This window comes from Bordetella genomosp. 5 (assembly GCF_002261315.1).
Classification (GTDB): Bacteria; Pseudomonadota; Gammaproteobacteria; order Burkholderiales; family Burkholderiaceae_B; genus Bordetella.
On the sequence record NZ_NEVP01000011.1, the window covers coordinates 398,398 to 416,043 of the forward strand.

20 protein-coding genes are annotated in these 17,646 nt (G+C 67.9%); 8 read left to right on the forward strand and 12 right to left on the reverse strand.

The window, feature by feature from the left end; all coding sequences use genetic code 11:
• Positions 1 to 97 precede the first annotated feature (97 nt).
• Positions 98 to 1,162, reverse strand: coding sequence for a class II fructose-bisphosphate aldolase (gene fba, locus CAL25_RS18950; protein WP_094802855.1), 1,065 nt, complete (start codon positions 1,160 to 1,162; stop codon positions 98 to 100).
• A 543-nt stretch (positions 1,163 to 1,705) separates the two neighbouring features.
• On the opposite strand from fba, the gene CAL25_RS18955 reads away from it, so the two are divergent.
• Complete coding sequence (locus CAL25_RS18955) at positions 1,706 to 3,028, forward strand: dicarboxylate/amino acid:cation symporter (RefSeq protein ID WP_094802857.1); 1,323 nt, start codon at positions 1,706 to 1,708, stop codon at positions 3,026 to 3,028.
• Positions 3,029 to 3,066: 38 nt separating this feature from the next.
• On the opposite strand, the gene CAL25_RS18960 is transcribed toward CAL25_RS18955, so the two are convergent.
• The 7 genes from CAL25_RS18960 to phnG are packed head-to-tail and all read right to left on the reverse strand — an operon-like array spanning position 3,067 to position 9,003.
• Complete coding sequence (locus CAL25_RS18960) at positions 3,067 to 4,266, reverse strand: alpha-D-ribose 1-methylphosphonate 5-triphosphate diphosphatase (RefSeq protein ID WP_094803293.1); 1,200 nt, start codon at positions 4,264 to 4,266, stop codon at positions 3,067 to 3,069.
• A 21-nt stretch (positions 4,267 to 4,287) separates the two neighbouring features.
• Complete coding sequence (gene phnL / locus CAL25_RS18965; protein ID WP_094802859.1) at positions 4,288 to 5,016, reverse strand: phosphonate C-P lyase system protein PhnL; 729 nt, start codon at positions 5,014 to 5,016, stop codon at positions 4,288 to 4,290.
• A gap of 2 nt (positions 5,017 to 5,018) precedes the next feature.
• Positions 5,019 to 5,795: a phosphonate C-P lyase system protein PhnK gene (phnK, locus tag CAL25_RS18970; RefSeq protein WP_094802861.1), complete on the reverse strand. Its 777-nt coding sequence runs from the start codon at positions 5,793 to 5,795 to the stop codon at positions 5,019 to 5,021.
• Entirely contained in the window at positions 5,792 to 6,685 is an 894-nt protein-coding gene (locus tag CAL25_RS18975; protein ID WP_094802863.1) for an alpha-D-ribose 1-methylphosphonate 5-phosphate C-P-lyase PhnJ, read from the reverse strand. The genes phnK and CAL25_RS18975 overlap by 4 nt, the downstream gene beginning before the upstream one ends.
• On the reverse strand, positions 6,682 to 7,839 hold the full coding sequence (locus tag CAL25_RS18980; protein ID WP_094802865.1) for a carbon-phosphorus lyase complex subunit PhnI: 1,158 nt from the start codon (positions 7,837 to 7,839) through the stop codon (positions 6,682 to 6,684). Before CAL25_RS18980 ends, CAL25_RS18975 begins: the two co-directional genes overlap by 4 nt.
• A 1-nt stretch (position 7,840) precedes the next feature.
• A complete protein-coding gene (phnH, locus tag CAL25_RS18985; protein ID WP_094802867.1) occupies positions 7,841 to 8,542 on the reverse strand; it encodes a phosphonate C-P lyase system protein PhnH in 702 nt (233 codons plus the stop codon).
• On the reverse strand, positions 8,542 to 9,003 hold the full coding sequence (phnG, locus tag CAL25_RS18990; RefSeq protein WP_094802869.1) for a phosphonate C-P lyase system protein PhnG: 462 nt from the start codon (positions 9,001 to 9,003) through the stop codon (positions 8,542 to 8,544). Before phnG ends, phnH begins: the two co-directional genes overlap by 1 nt.
• A gap of 181 nt (positions 9,004 to 9,184) precedes the next feature.
• Between phnG and phnF the strand changes: the two genes are divergently transcribed.
• From phnF to phnN, 4 genes are read left to right on the forward strand one after another with little or no spacing between them, the layout of a single operon-like run.
• On the forward strand, positions 9,185 to 9,919 hold the full coding sequence (phnF, locus tag CAL25_RS18995; protein ID WP_094802871.1) for a phosphonate metabolism transcriptional regulator PhnF: 735 nt from the start codon (positions 9,185 to 9,187) through the stop codon (positions 9,917 to 9,919).
• Positions 9,920 to 9,975: 56 nt separating this feature from the next.
• Complete coding sequence (locus CAL25_RS19000) at positions 9,976 to 11,175, forward strand: alpha-D-ribose 1-methylphosphonate 5-triphosphate diphosphatase (RefSeq protein ID WP_094802873.1); 1,200 nt, start codon at positions 9,976 to 9,978, stop codon at positions 11,173 to 11,175.
• 3 nt (positions 11,176 to 11,178) lie between these two features.
• Entirely contained in the window at positions 11,179 to 11,907 is a 729-nt protein-coding gene (locus CAL25_RS19005; protein WP_094802875.1) for a DUF1045 domain-containing protein, read from the forward strand.
• Complete coding sequence (gene phnN, locus CAL25_RS19010) at positions 11,904 to 12,464, forward strand: phosphonate metabolism protein/1,5-bisphosphokinase (PRPP-forming) PhnN (RefSeq protein ID WP_094802877.1); 561 nt, start codon at positions 11,904 to 11,906, stop codon at positions 12,462 to 12,464. Before CAL25_RS19005 ends, phnN begins: the two co-directional genes overlap by 4 nt.
• A gap of 127 nt (positions 12,465 to 12,591) precedes the next feature.
• Here the strand turns inward: phnN and phnE are convergent, their stop codons facing one another.
• The 3 genes from phnE to phnC all read right to left on the reverse strand — a co-directional run bounded on the left by phnE (position 12,592) and on the right by phnC (position 15,323).
• The gene (gene phnE / locus CAL25_RS19015) at positions 12,592 to 13,389 is read right to left on the reverse strand and encodes a phosphonate ABC transporter, permease protein PhnE (protein WP_094802879.1); all 798 of its coding nucleotides are present in this window, start codon (positions 13,387 to 13,389) and stop codon (positions 12,592 to 12,594) included.
• A 64-nt stretch (positions 13,390 to 13,453) separates the two neighbouring features.
• Positions 13,454 to 14,440, reverse strand: a complete 987-nt coding sequence (gene phnD, locus CAL25_RS19020) for a phosphonate ABC transporter substrate-binding protein (protein WP_094802881.1) — start codon at positions 14,438 to 14,440, stop codon at positions 13,454 to 13,456.
• Between the two features lie 55 nt (positions 14,441 to 14,495).
• The gene (gene phnC, locus CAL25_RS19025) at positions 14,496 to 15,323 is read right to left on the reverse strand and encodes a phosphonate ABC transporter ATP-binding protein (RefSeq protein WP_094802883.1); all 828 of its coding nucleotides are present in this window, start codon (positions 15,321 to 15,323) and stop codon (positions 14,496 to 14,498) included.
• Between the two features lie 214 nt (positions 15,324 to 15,537).
• On the opposite strand from phnC, the gene CAL25_RS19030 reads away from it, so the two are divergent.
• The 3 genes from CAL25_RS19030 (at position 15,538) to CAL25_RS19040 (ending at position 17,124) form a co-directional block, all read left to right on the forward strand.
• The gene (locus CAL25_RS19030) at positions 15,538 to 15,936 is read left to right on the forward strand and encodes a GFA family protein (RefSeq protein WP_094802885.1); all 399 of its coding nucleotides are present in this window, start codon (positions 15,538 to 15,540) and stop codon (positions 15,934 to 15,936) included.
• 492 nt (positions 15,937 to 16,428) lie between these two features.
• Positions 16,429 to 16,695, forward strand: coding sequence for a translation initiation factor IF-1 (gene infA / locus CAL25_RS19035; protein ID WP_094802886.1), 267 nt, complete (start codon positions 16,429 to 16,431; stop codon positions 16,693 to 16,695).
• A 96-nt stretch (positions 16,696 to 16,791) separates the two neighbouring features.
• A complete protein-coding gene (locus tag CAL25_RS19040) occupies positions 16,792 to 17,124 on the forward strand; it encodes a hypothetical protein (RefSeq protein WP_249279148.1) in 333 nt (110 codons plus the stop codon).
• A 101-nt stretch (positions 17,125 to 17,225) separates the two neighbouring features.
• Here CAL25_RS19040 and CAL25_RS19045 read toward each other — a convergent pair whose 3' ends face one another.
• A complete protein-coding gene (locus CAL25_RS19045; protein WP_094802888.1) occupies positions 17,226 to 17,450 on the reverse strand; it encodes a glycine zipper 2TM domain-containing protein in 225 nt (74 codons plus the stop codon).
• Between the last annotated feature and the right edge of the window lie 196 nt (positions 17,451 to 17,646).

The window sequence follows — 17,646 nt, forward strand, 5'->3', positions numbered from 1 at the left end:
GATTTTTTGTCTTGGGGCGGCCCTAAGACAAAAAAAAACCGGACCCCGAAGGGTCCGGCATCGATACCCGAGCCGCACGCGCGGCTCATGGATCGCATTACTGCACGACTTGGGCCAGCTTGCCGCTGGCGTACTGCTGCGCGATCTCGGTCAGGGGCAGCGCCTTGATCTTGCTGGCGTTGCCGGCCGTGCCGAACTCGGTGTAGCGGGCCACGCAGATCGCCTTGGCGGCGGCGCGGGCGGGCTTGAGGTATTCGCGCGGGTCGAACTTGGTGGGGTTCTCGGCGAAGAAGCGGCGGATCGCGCCGGTCATGGCCAGACGGATATCGGTGTCGATATTGATCTTGCGCACGCCGAACTTGATGGCTTCCTGGATCTCTTCGACGGGCACGCCGTAGGTTTCCTTCATGTCGCCGCCGAATTCGCGGATCTCGGCCAGCAGCTCCTGCGGCACGCTCGACGAGCCGTGCATCACCAGGTGGGTGTTGGGCAGGCGGGCGTGGATTTCCTTGATGCGCTTGATCGACAGGATGTCGCCGGTGGGCTTGCGCGTGAACTTGTAGGCGCCGTGGCTGGTGCCGATGGCGATGGCCAGGGCGTCGAGCTGGGTCTGGCGCACGAAGTCGGCGGCCTGCTCGGGATCGGTCAGCAGCTGATCCATGGTCAGCTTGCCGTCGGCGCCGTGGCCGTCTTCCTTGTCGCCTTCCATGGTTTCGAGCGAGCCCAGGCAGCCGAGTTCGCCTTCGACCGTCACGCCCAGCTTGTGCGCCATGTCGACGACCTTGCGGGTCACGTCGACGTTGTAGTCGTAGTCGGCGATGGTCTTGCCGTCTTCTTTCAGCGAACCGTCCATCATGACGCTGGAGAAGCCCAGATTGATCGCACCCTGACAGACGGACGGCGACTGGCCGTGATCCTGGTGCATCACCACGGGGATGTGCGGATACGACTCGACGGCGGCCTGGATCAGATACTTGAGGAAGCCTTCGCCCGCGTATTTGCGTGCACCGGCGGAGGCCTGCATGATCACCGGACTGTCGGTCTCGGCGGCCGCTTCCATGATGGCCTGGACTTGTTCCAGGTTATTGACGTTGAAGGCGGGGATGCCATAACCGTGCTCGGCGGCGTGGTCGAGCAACTGGCGCATGGAAACTAGGGCCATGAAAGGACCTCCTTGATTACCGGGTGATTGTGATGGTTGAAATGCGGCTGAATGCAGCGATTTTAGCCGTGCTTTGAAACCAGGTCTTGTGCACGAGCCGACAAGGCGTAACCAAACCCGCCCCGGCGCCTGTCCGGCGGCCCCGCCGCCGCGCCAATACGGGCTCGCGCGCAGTACTTCCCGGCCCGATGCCACCCGCCTCCCCGGCCCGGCGGCGGCGGCCCGCCCTCACTTACCGCCGGCATCCCGCCGCCGACCGACGGCAACGTCGGCCTACCCCGGCCATTTTGTCATTGGTTGTTACCGCGCCGCCCCAGCCCCCATGGCGCCGGGCCGCACTGACAACTGTCTGTCAGCCAGCCGCGCTTACTATCGCGCCGGGCCCCCCTCATCGGGGCCGTCCGCGTCGCCCGACGCGTGCCCGCTGCCTCGCCGCCTCGCCGCATTCAGGCCCAGGCTGCCCGGGCCACCCACCCGCCGGCCCTTGTTCGCCCGCTGATGCGCGGCGCCGGCGACCTGCTCCAACCCTCAGTTCTGCCTATCATGAATACCAAGAAGTTGACTCGCTACATCGGCATCGCCATGGTGCTGGGCATCGTAGTGGGATACATCTGCAATCGCACGGCCCAGGACGCGGCCCACGCCAAACAACTGGCGGGTTACTTCAGCATGGTCACCGACATCTTCCTGCGCATGATCAAGATGATCATCGCGCCGCTGGTGTTCGCCACGCTGGTGTCGGGCCTGGCCAGCATGACGGACTCGAGCGCCGTGGGCCGCATCGGCCTGCGCGCCATGATCTGGTTCGTGCTCGCCTCGGTGACTTCGCTGCTGCTCGGCCTGCTGCTGGTGAACATCTTCTCGCCCGGCACGCACATGAATCTCACCTTGCCCGACGCGGCGGCGCACACGGCGCTCAAGACCGGTGACTTCACGCTCAAGGCCTTCATCACGCACGTGTTCCCGCGCAGCATCATCGAGGCGATGGCGACCAACGAGATCCTGCAGATTCTCGTGTTCTCGCTGTTCTTCGGCGCCGGTCTGGCCTATGTGCGCGGCCAGGGTCATACCACCATCGTCAATGCGATCGATGAGCTGGCCAAGGTCATGTTCCGCGTCACCGACTATGTGATGCGCTTCGCGCCGATCGGCGTGTTCGCCGCGATGGCGGCCGCCATCACCACCGAAGGCCTCGGCGTGCTGGTGGGCTATGGCCTCCTGATCGGCGAGTTCTATCTCGGCCTCGCCCTGCTGTGGGCCGTGCTGTTCGGCGTGGGCTACCTGTTTCTGGGCCGGTCCATCGTGCGGCTGGGCGGGCTCATCAAAGAGCCCACGCTGCTGGCCTTCTCCACCGCGAGCAGCGAATCCGCCTATCCCAAGACCATCGAAGCCCTGTCGCGCTTCGGCGTGTCCAAGCGTATCTCGGGCTTCGTGCTGCCGCTGGGCTATTCGTTCAACCTCGACGGCTCGATGATGTATCAGTCGTTCGCGGTGCTCTTCATCGCGCAGGCCTACGAGATTCCGATGAGCTTGAGCCAGCAGCTCATGCTGCTGCTGGTGCTGATGATCACCAGCAAGGGCATGGCCGGCGTGGCGCGCGCGTCGCTGGTGGTGGTGGCAGCCACGCTGCCGATGTTCAACCTGCCCGAAGCCGGCCTGCTGCTCATCATGGGCATCGACCAGTTCTTCGACATGGGCCGCACTGCCACCAACGTGGTGGGCAACAGCCTGGCCACCGCCGTGATCGCCAAGCTGGAAGGCGATCGCGCCTCGCCCGAGGAGATCGCCGAGGCCTCGGCGGAAGAGACCGAGCCGCAATCGGCCGTGGCTCCGGTGGCATCCGCCGCCGGGCGTCAGCGCGCCTGAGTTAGCAGCGGGCCGCCCTGAGCGGCCCTCGCACGCGCTCAGGCGGCCAGCATGTCGGCGCCTGCCACCACGCGCGCCGGCACCGCGGGCGCGTAGTGCGCGCCGAACACCAGCCTGCCGGCAGACCAGGTCTGACTCACGAGCGGCATGCTGCCCACCGGCATCACCGCCACCAGGTCGGCACGCAGCCCGGCCTCGATGCGGCCGCGGTCATGCAGGCCGGCGGCGCGCGCCGGATTGGCCGTGACCAGCGCGGCCGCCTGCGGCAGACCGAGATCGGTCTGCTCGATCACCTTGAACACCGAGGCGATCAGGGTCGAGGGCTGGTAATCCGAACACAGGCAGCTCGCCACGCCGGCGCGCACGGCGTCGATGGCGCGCATCGAGCCGCTCTGGCTCTGCCCTCGCAGCACGTTGGGCGCGCCAAAGATGGTGGGCAGACCGCAGGACACCGCCGCCGTGGCCGTGTCGAGGTTGATCGGGAACTCGCTCATCGCCACGCCCAGGTTGCGCATGGTGGCGATGCGATGCACCGAATCGTCGTCGTGGCTGGCCGTGGGAATGCCGCACTCGCGCGCCACGCCCAGCAATCGCTCCACCCGGCCGCTCGCGCCGGCCTGACCGTCGAGCTTGGCGCTGGCGGCCGCTTCGGCCTCGTCGCGCGTCATGGCGTGATTGCCCATCATGTACTTGAGATAGGCTTCGAGCGTCTTGAACTGACCCTGACCGGGCGAATGATCCATGACAGAGAGCAGGTCCACCACGCCCTCGCGGATCAGCGCGCAAAGCACCTCCACCGCCGCCGGATCGGTGACCTCGTAGCGGCAATGCACGCGGTTATCGACCAGGCTGTGTCCGCGGAACGCATGCACCAGGCGGATGATCTCGGCCGCGGTCTGGTTGTTGCGCACGCCCCATTCCTTGTTGGCGAACGACATCGCATGAAACGGCGTGGTGATGCCGGCCGCGGCATTGCGGCGATCCACCTGCGCCACGGCGAAGTCCAGCGGAAACAGCACGCTGGCGCGCGGCTCCGCCTCCTTCTCGATCGCATCGCAGTGCAGGTCGATCAGCCCGGGCAGCAGGGTCTGGCCGTCGAGCCGGAACTCCTGGGCGCCCGCCATGCCGCTGACCGGATTCACGGCGGCGATGCGGCCGTCCTCGATCAGCACCGCGCCATCGTCCAGCACGGCATCCGGCAGCACCACGCGCGCACCGGTCAGGTATTGCTTGCTCATCATCATGCTCCTGGATTCGATTCAGGCCGCGCAGGCCGGCACGGCGGCCGGGCGCAGCGACAACAGACGCGTGGCCACGGCGTGGCGCACCGCTTCATCGTGGAAGATGCCGATCAGGCAGCGGCCTTCGGCCACCGCCTCGCGGATCAGGCCCACCACCACATTGCGGTTGTCCGCGTCGAGCGAGGCCGTCGGCTCGTCGAGCAGCAGGATCGGATGACCGCCGATGAAGCCGCGTGCAATGTTCACGCGCTGCTGCTCGCCGCCGGAGAACGTGGCGGGCGGCAGCGACCAGAGCCGCTCGGGCAGGTTGAGCCGTGCCAGCAAGGCCGCGGCGGCATCGCGCGCCTCGGCCGCGGCCACGCCCCGGGCCCGCAGCGGCTCGGCCGCCACGTCGAGCGCGCTCACGCGCGGTACCGCGCGCAGAAACTGGCTGACGTAGCCGATCACGTCGCGCCGCAGCCGCAGCACCTCGCGCTCGGCCGCCTGGGTGAGTTCGACGCTGGCCGCGCCATCGCGCACCCGGACCGAGCCCGCGCTGGCCAGATAGTTGCCATACAGACAGCGCAGCAAGGTGCTCTTGCCCGTGCCCGAGGGGCCGTCCAGCACCACGCACTCGCCGGCATGCGCGGTGAAATCCACCGCGTCGAGTACCGGCAGCGCCGTTCCGCCCTGGTTGTGCAGCGTGAAAGTCTTGCTCAGTCCGTGCACCGAGACCATGGCGCCGGAAACGAGGGAAAGGTCGGTCATGATCAGCTCTGCAGGATGGAAGACACGAGCAACTGGGTGTAGGGGTGCTGCGGATCGTCGAGGATCTGGTCGGTGAGGCCGCTCTCCACGACACGCCCGCCGCGCATCACCAGCGTGCGGTGCGCCAGCAGGCGCGCGACCGCGAGATCGTGCGTCACGATGATGGCCGCGAGACCGAGATCGGCGACGAGCTGGCGCAACAGGTCGAGCAGACGCGCCTGCACCGACACGTCGAGCGACGCGGTGGGCTCGTCCATGAACACCAGGCGCGGATGCGTGACCAGGTTGCGCGCGATCTGCAGGCGTTGCTGCATGCCGCCCGAGAATTTCGCCGGCGCGTCGTCCAGGCGCGCCACATCGATCTCCATCTTGCGCAGCCATTCCGAGGCCGCGCCGCGCAGTTCGCCGTAATGGCGATCGCCGATCGCCATCAATCGCTCGGCCACGTTGGCGCCCGCGCTCACCCGCATGCGCAGGCCATCGCGCGGGTTCTGCCGCACGAAGCCCCAATCGGTGCGCGCCAGCAAGCGCAGCCGCGCGCTGGTGAGCGACGCGAGCGACACCGGCCCCTGGTCGCGCGTGTCGAACCAGATGCTGCCGTCCTGCGGCACGACCTGCCACGACAGCGCCTGCAGCAAGGTGCTCTTGCCCGATCCCGATTCGCCCACCACGCACAGCACTTCGCCCGGCCACAGATCGAAACTCACGTCGCGGCAACCGTGCACACCGTCCCAGGTGTGCGTCAGGCCGCGTACCGACAACAAGGGATGCGCGCTCATGCCTGCACCTCCACCGGCGCGGTGTCGCAGCCGTGATGGCCTTCGGCCTGGCGCGTGGCGCAATACTCCGTGTCGGAACACACGAACCGGCGCGTGCCCTGGTCATCCAGAATGATCTCGTCGAGATAGCTGTCGGTGGCGCCGCAATGCGCGCAACTGCCGTCCCAGCGCTCGACCTCGAACGGGTGATCCTCGAAGTCCAGGCTGCGCACGCGGGTGTACGGCGGCACCGCGTACACACGCTTCTCGCGGCCGGCGCCGAACAGCATCAGCGCCGGGCTGGCGTCGAGCTTGGGATTGTCGAACTTGGGGATGGGCGAGGGCCGCATCATGTAGCGATCGTTCACGATGACCGGATAGTCGTAGGTGGTGGCGATATGGCCATGGCGCGCGATGTCTTCGTAAAGCTTGACGTGCATGCCGCCGTACTCGGCCAGCGCGTGCATCGTGCGGGTCTCGGTTTCGCTGGGCTCGAGCCAGCGCAGCGGCTCGGGGATCGGCACCTGATAGACCATGATCTGGCCTTCGGCGAGCGGCGTTTCCGGAATGCGATGGCGCGTCTGGATGATGCTGGCCTCGCGCGTCGCCTCGGTGGTGCGCACGCCGGTCACGCGGGCGAAGAAACGCCGGATGTTGATGGCGTTGGTCGTGTCGTCCGATCCCTGATCGATCACCTTGAGCACGTCTTGCTGGCCGATGATCGCCGCCGTGACCTGGATGCCGCCGGTGCCCCAGCCGTAGGGCAAGGGCATTTCGCGGCCACCGAACGGCACCTGGTAGCCGGGGATGGCCACCGCCTTCAGCAGGGCGCGGCGCAGCATGCGCTTGGTGGACTCGTCGAGATAGGCGAAGTTGTACTCGCCTTCGGTAAGGGGGCTGGCGTGGCTCATGCGGCGGCCTCGGTGACGGGAGAAAGGGGAGCCCCGGCCGGCGGCTGCGCGCGGGCCTCGGCTTGCGCGTGCTCGCCACGCAGGCGTCGCACCAGTTCCAGGTTGGCCTGGAAGTCCACGTAATGCGGCAGTTTCAGATGCTGGACGAAGCCCGAGGCCTCGACGTTGTCGCTGTGATAGAGAACGAATTCCTGGTCGTTTGCCGGCGAATCGGCGGCTTCGCCGAGTTCGGCCGCCTTGAGCGCGCGATCGACCAGTGACATCGACATGGCCTTGCGTTCGCCGTAGCCGAACACCAGGCCATAGCCGCGCGTGAATCGCGGCGCCTCGCCCGGCGCGCCGCCGAACTGACTCACCATCTGGCATTCGGTCAGCTCGATCTCGCCGATGGTGACGGCGAAGCCCAGTTCCTCGACCATGAGCTCCACCTCGACGCTGCCGTAACGGATCTCGGCCGCGAAGGGGTGGGTATTGCCATAACCGCGCTGTGTGGAATAGCCCATCGCCAGCAGAAAACCCTCGTCGGCGCGCGCCAGATTCTGCAGGCGCGCCGAGCGCGGCGCCGGGAAACTGAGCGGCTCGCGCGTCAGATCGAACGGCGCGGGCGCATCCGGTGTCGGCAGCTCCGGGTCGATCAGGTCATCCTGGGCCAGCAGATCGGTGACGCGCGGTGTATGGGCCTGCACGGCCGCCTCGGCGCGGGCGGCATCGGCCTGCGCCGCATCGCCCGGCGCGTCCGGCTCGCCCTCGTCCATCAGCGAAAAATCGAGCAGGCGCTGGGTGTAGTCGTAGGTCGGACCCAGCATCTGGCCGCCGGGCAGATCCTTGAACGTGGCCGAGATGCGCCGGTCCAGCCGCATGCGGCCGGTGTCGACGGGCTCCGTGTAGCCGAATCGCGAGAGCGTGGTGCGATAGGCCCGCAGCAGGAAGACGGCCTCGAGCGTGTCGCCCGCGGCCTGTTTGATGGCCAGGGCCGCCAGATCGCGGTCGTACAGCGCGCCTTCGGCCATCACGCGCGACACCGCCAGCGGCATCTGTTCGCGGATCTGCGCCACGCTCAGCTCGGGCAGGGCCACGTCGCCGCGGCGATAGGCGTCCAGCAGGCGGTACGAATTGAGGATGGCGCGTTCGCCTCCTTTCACGGCTACGTACATGTCATTCCTCCACGATGGCGGTGCGCGGCAAGGCGCAGAACCGCGCGCCGCAGGTCAGGAACAGGTCCACGCCGAGCGGAAAACGCGCATGGTTGTGGCGCCATTCGCGCCAGAAGCCCTCCGGCACCGCCGCGCGCAGCGTCTGCGTGTCGCGGATGCCCGGGCCACGCAGCGTGACCGCCTGCCCCTGTTCGAGGCTCTCCACCTCCAGGATCAGCGTGGCGGAGCGGTCGGGGTAATCGGGCTGGCCCGCGTCGAGGTCGGTCAGGGCCGGCGCCCTGGCGCCGGCCGGTACCGCGACGAAGCGCGCGGCGAGCGGCAGGTCGACCAGCGGGCTGGCGCAATGAAAGCGCACGAACGCCAGCGCCTGGGCACTGCTGTCCGGCGGCAACCACAGCGGGGTGTCGGTATCGGCCAGCGTGAGCAGCAGCGCGGTGAGCGCGGGCGCGAAGCCGGCCGGCACCGCGCAGGTCGGCTCGAGCGTATGGACGCGGCCGGGCGCCGCCATGGCTTGCAGGGCGAGGCGGAACGCCTGCTGCGCGTCGGCCACCGGATCGGTGAAGCCGGGCAGCGGGACGGCGCTCGTGTGCACGACGCCCGTATGCACGGCGCCCGTGTGCACGGCGCCCGTCTGCACGGCGCCCGTCTGCACGGCGCCCGTCTGCACCGCCGGGGAGGTCTGGGGTTGGCGTTGCGGCTGCATCAATCCTCTCCTCGCACCATCGTGAAGAACTCCACCCGCGACTGCGCGGCGGCGCCGGCGCGGCGGCCGGCCCGCTCGGCCTGTTCGCGCGCCAGGGGCGCCAGCAGATCACGTTCGATGCGCGGCCGCCAATCCGCCAATTGCATGAGGGCGTCCGCCACGGCGGCCTGCCGCGCATGCCGCCGGCCACGCCCCTGCACATAGGCCACGCCCATCACGCCGGGATCGAGCGTGATGGCGCAGCGGGTCACCGTGACCTCGCCCAGGTTGAAAGGCTCGCCCGTGCCGCCGCTGCGGCCGCGCACCATCGCCATGCCTGTCTGCGGCTCGCGCAGCATGCGGTAATCGGGAATGGGCTCGAGCGCGTCGTAGAGCACGTCGAGCCGCTGGGGATCGGCCAGCGCCAGCACGCGCATCCAGGCGGCCCGCTCGGCATCGTTGGGGTTCGGGCAGGAATCCATGTGCGTCCTCTAAACGTCTAGATGAATATAGCCAAAGTGAAACACGAATGGCGGCAGTTTTGCAGGGCAGGATTAAGCTTTGATGACAGGCCCCGATTCGGCCGCGTGACCAGGGCGCGGCGCGCGGCGATGGTGCACAATCTCGCCGACGATATGTTGCGCACATGACAGGTACAAGACCATGGTAGAAAGAGGCTCCGGCATCGCGGTATGGCGCCAGATCGGCGAACAGCTCGCCGAAGACATCCGCAAGAAGCGCTATCCCGCGGGCGAACAGATGCCGCCCGAGCCGGAGCTGGCCGCGCGTTTCTCGGTCAATCGGCACACGATCCGCCGCGCAATGGCCGAGCTCGAGCAGCATGGTCTGGTGCGGATCGAGCAGGGGCGTGGCACCTTCGTGCAGGAGCACGCGATCGATTACGTCATCGGCCGGCGCACCCGCTTCTCCGAGAACCTCCGCAACCAGGGCCTGCACGGCCATGTCGAAGTGATCGACAGCCTGGTGTTGCGCAATGCCGACGTGGCGCGCCATCTCGGCCTGCCGCGCAGCCATCCCTTGTTGCGCGTGCAACTGATCGGCAAGGCCGAGGGCACGCCGATCAACGTCTCCGAACATTTTTTCGACGAACGCCGCTTTCCGGACTTTGCCGACGAGCTCGCGCGCCAGCGTTCGGTGTCGAAGGTCTATGCTCATTTCGGGGTGGACGACTACACCCGCAAGTGGTCGCGCATCACCGCCGCGCTCCCGAGCGCCGAGGTGACGCGCCTGTTGGGTCAGCCCAAGACGCGCCCGATCCTGCAGATCGAATCGCTCAATGTGGACCAGGCCGGCGTTCCGCTCCAGTACAGCCTCACGCGCTTCGTCGGCGACTGGGTGCAACTGGTGATCAGCGACGACGACACCGTGCCCGCATGACCCGCCCGATTCGTCTAGACATTTAGCTGTAATGTGGCTTCGGTAAGGTACGCCGCATGAATCCTTCTTCTGCTCCAGCCCCCCTGCTGGCCGGCATTACCGGCAAGCGCATCCTGACGCCCTCCGGGCCCGGCGTCGCCAGCCTGCGCTTTCATGGCGGGCTCATCGACGACGCGGGTGGCCCCGCGCGGCGCCACGGCCAATGGCTGGACGCAGGCGACCTGCTGGTGCTGCCCGGCATCGTGGACCTGCACGGCGACGCCTTCGAACGCGCCGTCATGCCCCGGCCCGGTGTCGCGTTCCCGTACAACAACGCGCTGCTCGACGTCGACCGCCAGCTGCTCTCCAACGGCATCACCACCGAGTTTCATGGCGTGACGCTGTCGTGGGAAGGCGGGCTGCGCGGCGAGCCGTACGCCGAACACATGTTCGGCGCGCTCGACACGCTGCGCGACGAGCTGGCCGCACGGCACTATGTGCATCTGCGCTTCGAAACCCACCATCTCGATGGCGTGGCGCTCGCACAGGACTGGATCCGCGCGGGCCGCGTGCGGTTTCTTGCGCTCAACGATCATCTGCCCGGCATGGCGCGCCGGCTGGGCGACGACCGCAAGCTGCTGCAGTATGCGGATCGCGCCGAGTGCGATCTCGACACCTTCCGCGAGCGCATCCGCCAGGCCATGAGCGGCGCCGACCGCGTGGCGAGCGCCATGCGGGATCTGGTGCGCAGCGCGCACGAGGCCGGCCTGAAGGTCGCCTCGCACGACGACCCCGACGCAAGCACCCGCCGCTACTATCACGGCCTGGGCTGCGAAGTCGCGGAGTTTCCGCTCACGCCCGAAGCCGCCCGCGTCGCGCGGGACCTGGGCAACTCGGTGATCTTCGGCGCGCCCAACGTGGTGCGCGGCAAGAGCCACACCGGCGCGCCCGGCGCGACCGACATGGTGCGTGCCGGCCTGTGCGATGTCCTGACCTCCGATTACTACTACCCCGCACCGCTGCTCGCCGCGCTGAAGCTGGCCGACACCGGTGTGCTGCCTCTGGTCGACGCCTGGGCCCTCGTGTCGGCCAACCCGGCGCGCGCCGCCGGCCTGCGCGACCGCGGCAGCCTCACGCCGGGCCGCATCGCCGACCTGATCGTGGTCGACGACAGCGTGCCGGGCATGCCCCGCGTCTGCGCGGCCGTGGTCGGCGGTGCGCTGCGCTATGCCACGCGCCAATTCGAGGCCGAGCGCGCCGCCGCGTTGGCCGCCTGAATCATGCCCCCTCCCCTCGCCCATCGCTACGCGGTCTACCTCGCGCCCGAGGGCGCGTGGTGGGACCACGGCAGCGCCTGGCTGGGCCGCTGCGCGCAGACCGGCGCCGCCCTGCCTTCCGAGGCGCCGGCCGACTGGACAAGCGCACCCCGCCTGTACGGCCTGCATGCCACGCTCAAGGCGCCGCTGCGGCTGGCCGATGGCGCCGACGCCACCGAACTCGACGCCGCGCTGCGCGCGCTGGCCCGCCGCCACGCGCCCTTCCAGGTGCGGCTGGCGCTGCGCCGGCTGCGCGGATTTCTGGCCTGGTGCATCGCCGCCGACGACGACACCGGCCGTCGCGCGATGCAGGCCCTCGCCGACGATGCCATCGCCTTTCTCGACCCGTTGCGCGCCCCCGCCACCGAGGCCGAGCTGGCAAGGCGCCGTCCCGAACAGTTGCCCGACGCCGAACGCGCGATGCTGATGCGCTGGGGTTACCCCTACGCGTTCGACACCTACCGCTTTCACATCACGCTGAGCGGCATGCTGGCGGAACCCGCGCTGCATGCCGCCGAAGCGGCGCTGACCACGCTCAGTGCGCCGCTGGCGGCCGAGCCGATGCCGGCCAGCGCCGTCAGCCTGTATGTGCAGCCCGAGCCCGGCGCCGACTTCCTGATCGCCCGCCACTACGGCTTCGATGGCAGCGTGCGCGATGGCGCGGGCGCTGCCTGGCTGCCCGTTCGATCATGAACGGTCACGGCCTGGTGTACCTCATGGGGCCGTCGGGCAGCGGCAAGGACACGGTGCTGCGCCTGTTGCGCGAGCGCCAGCCCGCGCACCGCCCGCTGCTCGTCGCGCATCGCTACATCACCCGACCCGGCGGCGCCGACGAAGCGTCGCTGCACCTGCCGCCCGATGAATTCGACCGGCGCGCGGGCCTGGGCTGCTTCGCGCTGCATTGGCACAGCCATGGCCTGCGCTACGGCATCGGCGTCGAAATCGATACCTGGCTCGCCATCGGCGCCACGGTGGTGATCAACGGCTCGCGCGCCCATCTGGCCCAGGCGCATGCGCGCTATCCGGGCCTGACGGCGGTCAGTCTGCAGGTGGACGCCGCGGTGCTGCGCGCGCGGCTGGTCGGCCGGGGCCGCGAAGACGCGACCCAGATCGCCGAGCGTCTGGCGCGCGCCAGCGCCGACTACCCCATTCCCGCGAGCTGCCGCCACGTGGTGATCCTCAACAACAGCGCGCCACAGCATGCGGCCGATGCCCTGCTGCGCGCGCTCGAATCCGATTGCGCCGAATAAAAAAAGTGGCGCCCCGGCCTGGTCTGCAGGCGGGACGCCACGTGAGGGGCCGGGCCCGGTGTCGGGCACGGCAATGATTCGGAAGCGCCATTCTGAGGCCGGCGCATGACAATACGATGTCGGCGGCTCAGATCAGCATGGCGCGGATGCGGGCCGAGACGATGTCGATGAACGCCACGAACGCGATGATGATGATCATGATCGCGCAGGTCTCAGCGTAGCGGAAACTGCGGATGATTTCCCAGAGCAGAGTGCCGATACCGCCGGCGCCCACGATCCCCACGACGGAGGCCGACCGCACGTTGGACTCGAAGCGATAGAGCGAGAGCGAAATCCAGAGCGGCAGCACCTGCGGGATCACGCCATAGACGATCTCCTCGACGGCATTGGCGCCGGTGGCGCGCACGCCCTCGACCGGCCGCGGGTCGATAGCCTCGACGGCCTCGGAGAACAGCTTGGCCAGCACGCCCGTGGTGTGCACCCACAGCGCGAGCACGCCGGCGAACGGCCCCAGGCCGACCGCCACGATGAACAGCATGGCGAACACCATCTCGTTGATGGCGCGGCACGCGTCCATCAGCCGGCGCATCGGCTGGTAGATCCAGACCGGTGCGATGTTCGACGAGCACAGCAGCGCCAGCGGCACCGCGCACACGACGGCAAGAAAGGTGCCCCACACCGCGATCTGCACCGTCACGATCATCTCGTCGAGGTACATGCGCCAGTCGCGGAAGTCGGGCGGGAAGAAGTCGGACGCGAACTGCGCCATATTGCCGGAATCGCGCAACAGGTCCAGCGGACGCATGTCCGCGCCATTCCAGGAGCCGATCAACAGGGCCAGCAGGACGGCCCAGCCGAGCATCATGGGAAGCGAGGAACGAGGGCCCGTGGGCAGGGAGACGGTGCTGGAAGCAGCCAGGGACATGAGGAAGATCCGGTAAAGGTGGCGAGGGCGCGGACGCGGCGGTCGCCGCGTCCGCCCGTGCCGCTTATTGCTTGGCGGTGGGGGCCTGCTTCTCGAGCGCGGCCAGCTTCTGGTCCAGGTCGGCGATGCGCTTGGACTTCTCGCCGGCGTTCATCGCGGTGTCGGCCTCGACGCGCGCCTTTTCCTTGGCGTATTCCAGTTGGCGGATCGGCACGAGCTGGCCGTTGTCCGAGGCGCGGAAGCCCTTGTAGGTCAGGCCCTTGAGCACGGCGAGCTCGTGCTCGGCATTGGCGCCCTTGCCGTAGTTCACGAAGAAGTCGCGCAGCTTCGTCTTCACGTCCGCCGGCAGGTCGGTGCGATACACCATCGGGTCGGCCGGGATCAGCGGCGACTTCCAGATCACCTTGACCTGATCCTGCGGATTCTTGCCCGTGCTGATGCGATAGCGTTCGAGCGCTTCGGTGTTGTTGACCGCCACGTCGACCTGACCGTTGATGACCGACAGGAGGTTGGTTTCGTGGTTGCTGACGCGCACGTTCTTGAACAGCGTCTTGGGATCGACCTTGTTGGCGGCCCACAGGTAGTAGCCCGGCACCAGCGTGCCCGACGTGGAGTTGGGGTCGCCGGCGCCGTAGCTCAGGGTCTTGCCCTGCTTGATGACGTCTTCGACGCTGTTGATCGGGCTGGACTTGTTCACCAGCAGCACCGACCAGTAGCCCGGGTTGCCGTCCTTGTCGATAACGGACGCGAAGACCTCGCCCTGGGCCCGGTCGACGGCCTCCATGGCCGACTTGTTGCCGTACCAGGCGACCTGCACCTTGTTGAAGCGCATGCCTTCGATGATGCCGGCGTAGTCGGAGGCGAAGAACGGCTTGACCTCGACGCCGAGCGCCTTGCTCAGATCGTCGACCAGCGGCTGCCAGGCCGACTTGAGGTTGCTCGACGATTCGGTGGAAATGATGCCGAAGTTCAGCGTCTTGAGATCCTGCGCGTGGGCGCCGGCGGACAGGGCGGCCGAGGCCAGCAGGAAGCAGAAGGTTCTGCGCAGCATGAAGAGGCTCCGTAGGTAAGCCAGGGTGGGGAAATCGGTCGGGGTCGCGCGGCGTTCAGGCCAGGGCCAGCGCGGGCTCCAGCAGCGGCGCGCGCGCACCGTTGGCGGCGGGCAGCAGCTCGCCCAGATCGGCGCCGTAAAGGTCTTGCAGCATGGCCGGCGTGAGCTCGCGCGCCGGGCCGTCGTACACCACGCGGCCATGGCGCAGGGCCACCACGCGCGGGCAATAACGCAGCGCCACATCGACCTGATGCAGCGACACCACCACGGCCACGCCGCGGTCGCGATTGATCTGAGCCAGCGTGTCCATGACGCGGCGCGACGACTCGGGATCGAGCGAGGCGATGGGCTCGTCGGCCAGGATCACGCGTGCGTTCTGCACCAGGGTGCGGGCGATGGCCGCGCGCTGCTGCTGACCGCCCGACAGCGTCGAGGCGCGTTGCCAGGCGTGCTCGCCGATGCCGACCTGCGCCAGCGCCTCGCAGCCGGCCGCGATCTCGTCGCGGCGGAACACGCGCAGCAGGCTGCGCCACAGCGGCACGCGCGGCAGCATGCCGGTCAGCACATTGGTGATCACCGGCAGGCGGCCCACCAGATTGAACTGTTGAAAGACAAAGCCGATGCCGGCGCGGGCGCCGCGCACGCCGCGGCTGATGCGGCCGTTGTGCTGGATCAGGCAGCCGTTGACCGTCACGCGGCCCGCGCCCGCATCGCCCGCGACGAAGCCGGCGAGATGCCGCAGCAGCGTCGACTTGCCCGAGCCGGACGCGCCGAGCAGCGCCACCATCTCGCCTTCGGCGATCTTCAGATCGACGCGCTGGAGGGCCGGCTTGCCGGCGAAGGTTTTGGACAGCCCTTCGACTTCGATCGCGTAGTTCGGCATGACGCCCCCTTGGTTGTTTGTTGACGGAGGGGATTTTGTCGATCGGGGGTGACCGCCTGATGACGTGCGCCGTTCCATTTGTCGAAAAAATGACAGGGCCGGATCAGGTCTTGAAACCTGAGCGTCACAATCGGCGCAGAGCCACGGCCGGCGCGGTTCTCGGTATAGTCTGGTAAACCCGACTTCCCTCCTCTGCGTACCGGACGTCTACATCATGTTGCATGGTTCCTGCCTGTGCGGCCGCGTGGCCTACGAAATCAACGGCCCGCTCACCAATGCCCTCAACTGCCATTGCTCGATGTGCCGCAAAAGCCAGGGCGGCGCCTACCGCAGCCGCGCCACCGTGCAGGTGAGCGATTTCACCTGGACACGCGGCGAGAGCGATATCACCTGGTACAGCTCGTCGCCGGGCAGCTACCGGGGCTTCTGCGGTGCCTGCGGCTCGCCGCTGCTGTCGCGCTTCGACGCCACGCCCGAGGTCTACGGCCTGCCCCTCGGCGCACTCGACGACGACCCGGGCGTGCGCCCGGCGTGCCACGTACATGTGGCCGACAAGGCCCCCTGGCACGAGATCACCGACACCCTGCCGCAGCATCCGGGCCCGCTGCCCTGACACGGCCCCGCCCTGGTGCGCACCGGCCGCCCGCGTCGTGGCGGCCCGCCTGTGGCCTCGATGCCACGGTCGCGGCGGCCTGCTCGCGGCAGATTCCCGGGCATCTGGCTAAAACGTGGTATCCGCGCTACAATAAGTCGTTGATTTTCCGCAGGAAGCCTGCATTTGCGCTGCTTACCCGGTCCGTGTCACTGCACGATCCCCGAGGCGCCCCTGCCGGCTCGACGACCCGGATGCCCTGCGACGGACCGCTCCGACGTTCTGCATCCACCGCTTCTTCCAACGGTTTGGCCGTTGCGACCTAGCCGCGCCACCTGGCGCACATTGCCCCAGCGGCGAGTACCCGCCCCCCCCCTGGTCCCAGCCAGGCGTCATGGCCCGTACCCGAGTCAGTATCCGGCGTTCGCGTCCGGTCTCAATCTGTCCCCCGTCTGGGAACGCCCCGCAGCGCTTGTGGTTGCCACCGCCGCGCTCGACAAGGAGATATAAAAGATGGCGAAAGAAGAACTCATCGAACTGAACGGTATCGTGGACGAAGTGCTGCCCGACAGCCGCTACCGCGTGACGCTGGACAATGGCGTCGAAGTGGGCGCATACGCCTCCGGCCGCATCCGCAAGCACCGTATCCGCATCCTGGCGGGCGATCGCGTGACCCTCGAAATGTCGCCCTACGACCTGACCAAGGGCCGGATCAATTTCCGCCACAAAGACGAGCGTAGCGGTCCCCCGCCCACGTCGCGTCCGCAGTTCCGCCGCTAAGCAGCGGGAGCGCCCGGGTCGATCCGGCGCTCTGAACCGAAATCCCGGCCCTGTCTTGCCGAACGGGCGTTTGCCCGTCCGGTTAAGATGCCGGGCATGATGGATCAGGATCTCACCGACGTGACGCAAGACCGGGAGCAGGCGCTGCGCGAACAGCTGCGCCAGGCCGCCGATCGCCTCACCCGGGCTCGCTACATCTACGATTACGGCGAGAAAAACCTGAATCTCCTGCGCGAGTCGCGCGAGAACTTCATCAACAGCCTGCGCAACACCGGCCTGAGCTACATCGAAGCCAAAACCAAGTACGACAATTGCCTCGATGACCAGAGCGGGCACCTGAAAGAACTCGGCGTGGAGCTGGATTACGCCCAGCGGCTGTACACCCGCGCCTGCGCCGACATGGAAACCGCGGCCGCGGCCGTGTCGTAAGCCGGCGCAAACAGCGAATCGCGTGCCATGAAATAAAGCGGGGCCCGTCCGGCATCACCGGACGGGCCCCGCTTTGCTTGGGCGGCTATGCCGCCCGGGGATCAGCGCTTGCCGACCTGATCGCCGATCACGCCGCCCAGGGCGGCGCCGCCGACGGTACCCAGCACACCGCCATTGGTGATCACCGCGCCTGCCACGCCGCCGATGGCGGCGCCGCCGACGGCGCTCTTCTGACGATGGCTCATGCCGTCCCAGGAGGAACAACCGGCCATGGTCGCCGCGAGGGTGGCGGCAATGCAGACTTTGGACAAAGTAGCGAGTTTCATGATGGGCTCCTTTTGTTGTGCCGGGACCGCGCATCGCCCTTTACGGCCGGACCGTCGCGCGGAGGTGGTGCCCTACCCGCAAGTTTCGGGCCCGCCCTGCGCAAGATGCGTTGTCTTATTGATTCAGAGCCTTCAGGATCGCAAAAGGATCCGCGTTTTGCTGTGAGGTTTGCCCAATTATTGTGTCCAGCTATAG

Coding starts and splice junctions, on each gene's coding strand:
- CAL25_RS19040 (WP_249279148.1), top strand. CDS start 16,792: ATGATGGATCAGGATCTCACCGACGTGACGCAAGACCGGGAGCAGGCG.
- CAL25_RS19045 (WP_094802888.1), bottom strand. CDS start 17,450: ATGAAACTCGCTACTTTGTCCAAAGTCTGCATTGCCGCCACCCTCGCG.
- CAL25_RS19030 (WP_094802885.1), top strand. CDS start 15,538: ATGTTGCATGGTTCCTGCCTGTGCGGCCGCGTGGCCTACGAAATCAAC.
- phnH (WP_094802867.1), bottom strand. CDS start 8,542: ATGCAGCCGCAACGCCAACCCCAGACCTCCCCGGCGGTGCAGACGGGC.
- infA (WP_094802886.1), top strand. CDS start 16,429: ATGGCGAAAGAAGAACTCATCGAACTGAACGGTATCGTGGACGAAGTG.
- phnE (WP_094802879.1), bottom strand. CDS start 13,389: ATGTCCCTGGCTGCTTCCAGCACCGTCTCCCTGCCCACGGGCCCTCGT.
- CAL25_RS18980 (WP_094802865.1), bottom strand. CDS start 7,839: ATGTACGTAGCCGTGAAAGGAGGCGAACGCGCCATCCTCAATTCGTAC.
- phnL (WP_094802859.1), bottom strand. CDS start 5,016: ATGACCGACCTTTCCCTCGTTTCCGGCGCCATGGTCTCGGTGCACGGA.
- CAL25_RS18960 (WP_094803293.1), bottom strand. CDS start 4,266: ATGAGCAAGCAATACCTGACCGGTGCGCGCGTGGTGCTGCCGGATGCC.
- CAL25_RS18975 (WP_094802863.1), bottom strand. CDS start 6,685: ATGAGCCACGCCAGCCCCCTTACCGAAGGCGAGTACAACTTCGCCTAT.
- phnK (WP_094802861.1), bottom strand. CDS start 5,795: ATGAGCGCGCATCCCTTGTTGTCGGTACGCGGCCTGACGCACACCTGG.
- phnC (WP_094802883.1), bottom strand. CDS start 15,323: ATGCCGAACTACGCGATCGAAGTCGAAGGGCTGTCCAAAACCTTCGCC.
- phnG (WP_094802869.1), bottom strand. CDS start 9,003: ATGGATTCCTGCCCGAACCCCAACGATGCCGAGCGGGCCGCCTGGATG.
- phnF (WP_094802871.1), top strand. CDS start 9,185: ATGGTAGAAAGAGGCTCCGGCATCGCGGTATGGCGCCAGATCGGCGAA.
- phnN (WP_094802877.1), top strand. CDS start 11,904: ATGAACGGTCACGGCCTGGTGTACCTCATGGGGCCGTCGGGCAGCGGC.
- CAL25_RS19000 (WP_094802873.1), top strand. CDS start 9,976: ATGAATCCTTCTTCTGCTCCAGCCCCCCTGCTGGCCGGCATTACCGGC.
- fba (WP_094802855.1), bottom strand. CDS start 1,162: ATGGCCCTAGTTTCCATGCGCCAGTTGCTCGACCACGCCGCCGAGCAC.
- CAL25_RS19005 (WP_094802875.1), top strand. CDS start 11,179: ATGCCCCCTCCCCTCGCCCATCGCTACGCGGTCTACCTCGCGCCCGAG.
- CAL25_RS18955 (WP_094802857.1), top strand. CDS start 1,706: ATGAATACCAAGAAGTTGACTCGCTACATCGGCATCGCCATGGTGCTG.
- phnD (WP_094802881.1), bottom strand. CDS start 14,440: ATGCTGCGCAGAACCTTCTGCTTCCTGCTGGCCTCGGCCGCCCTGTCC.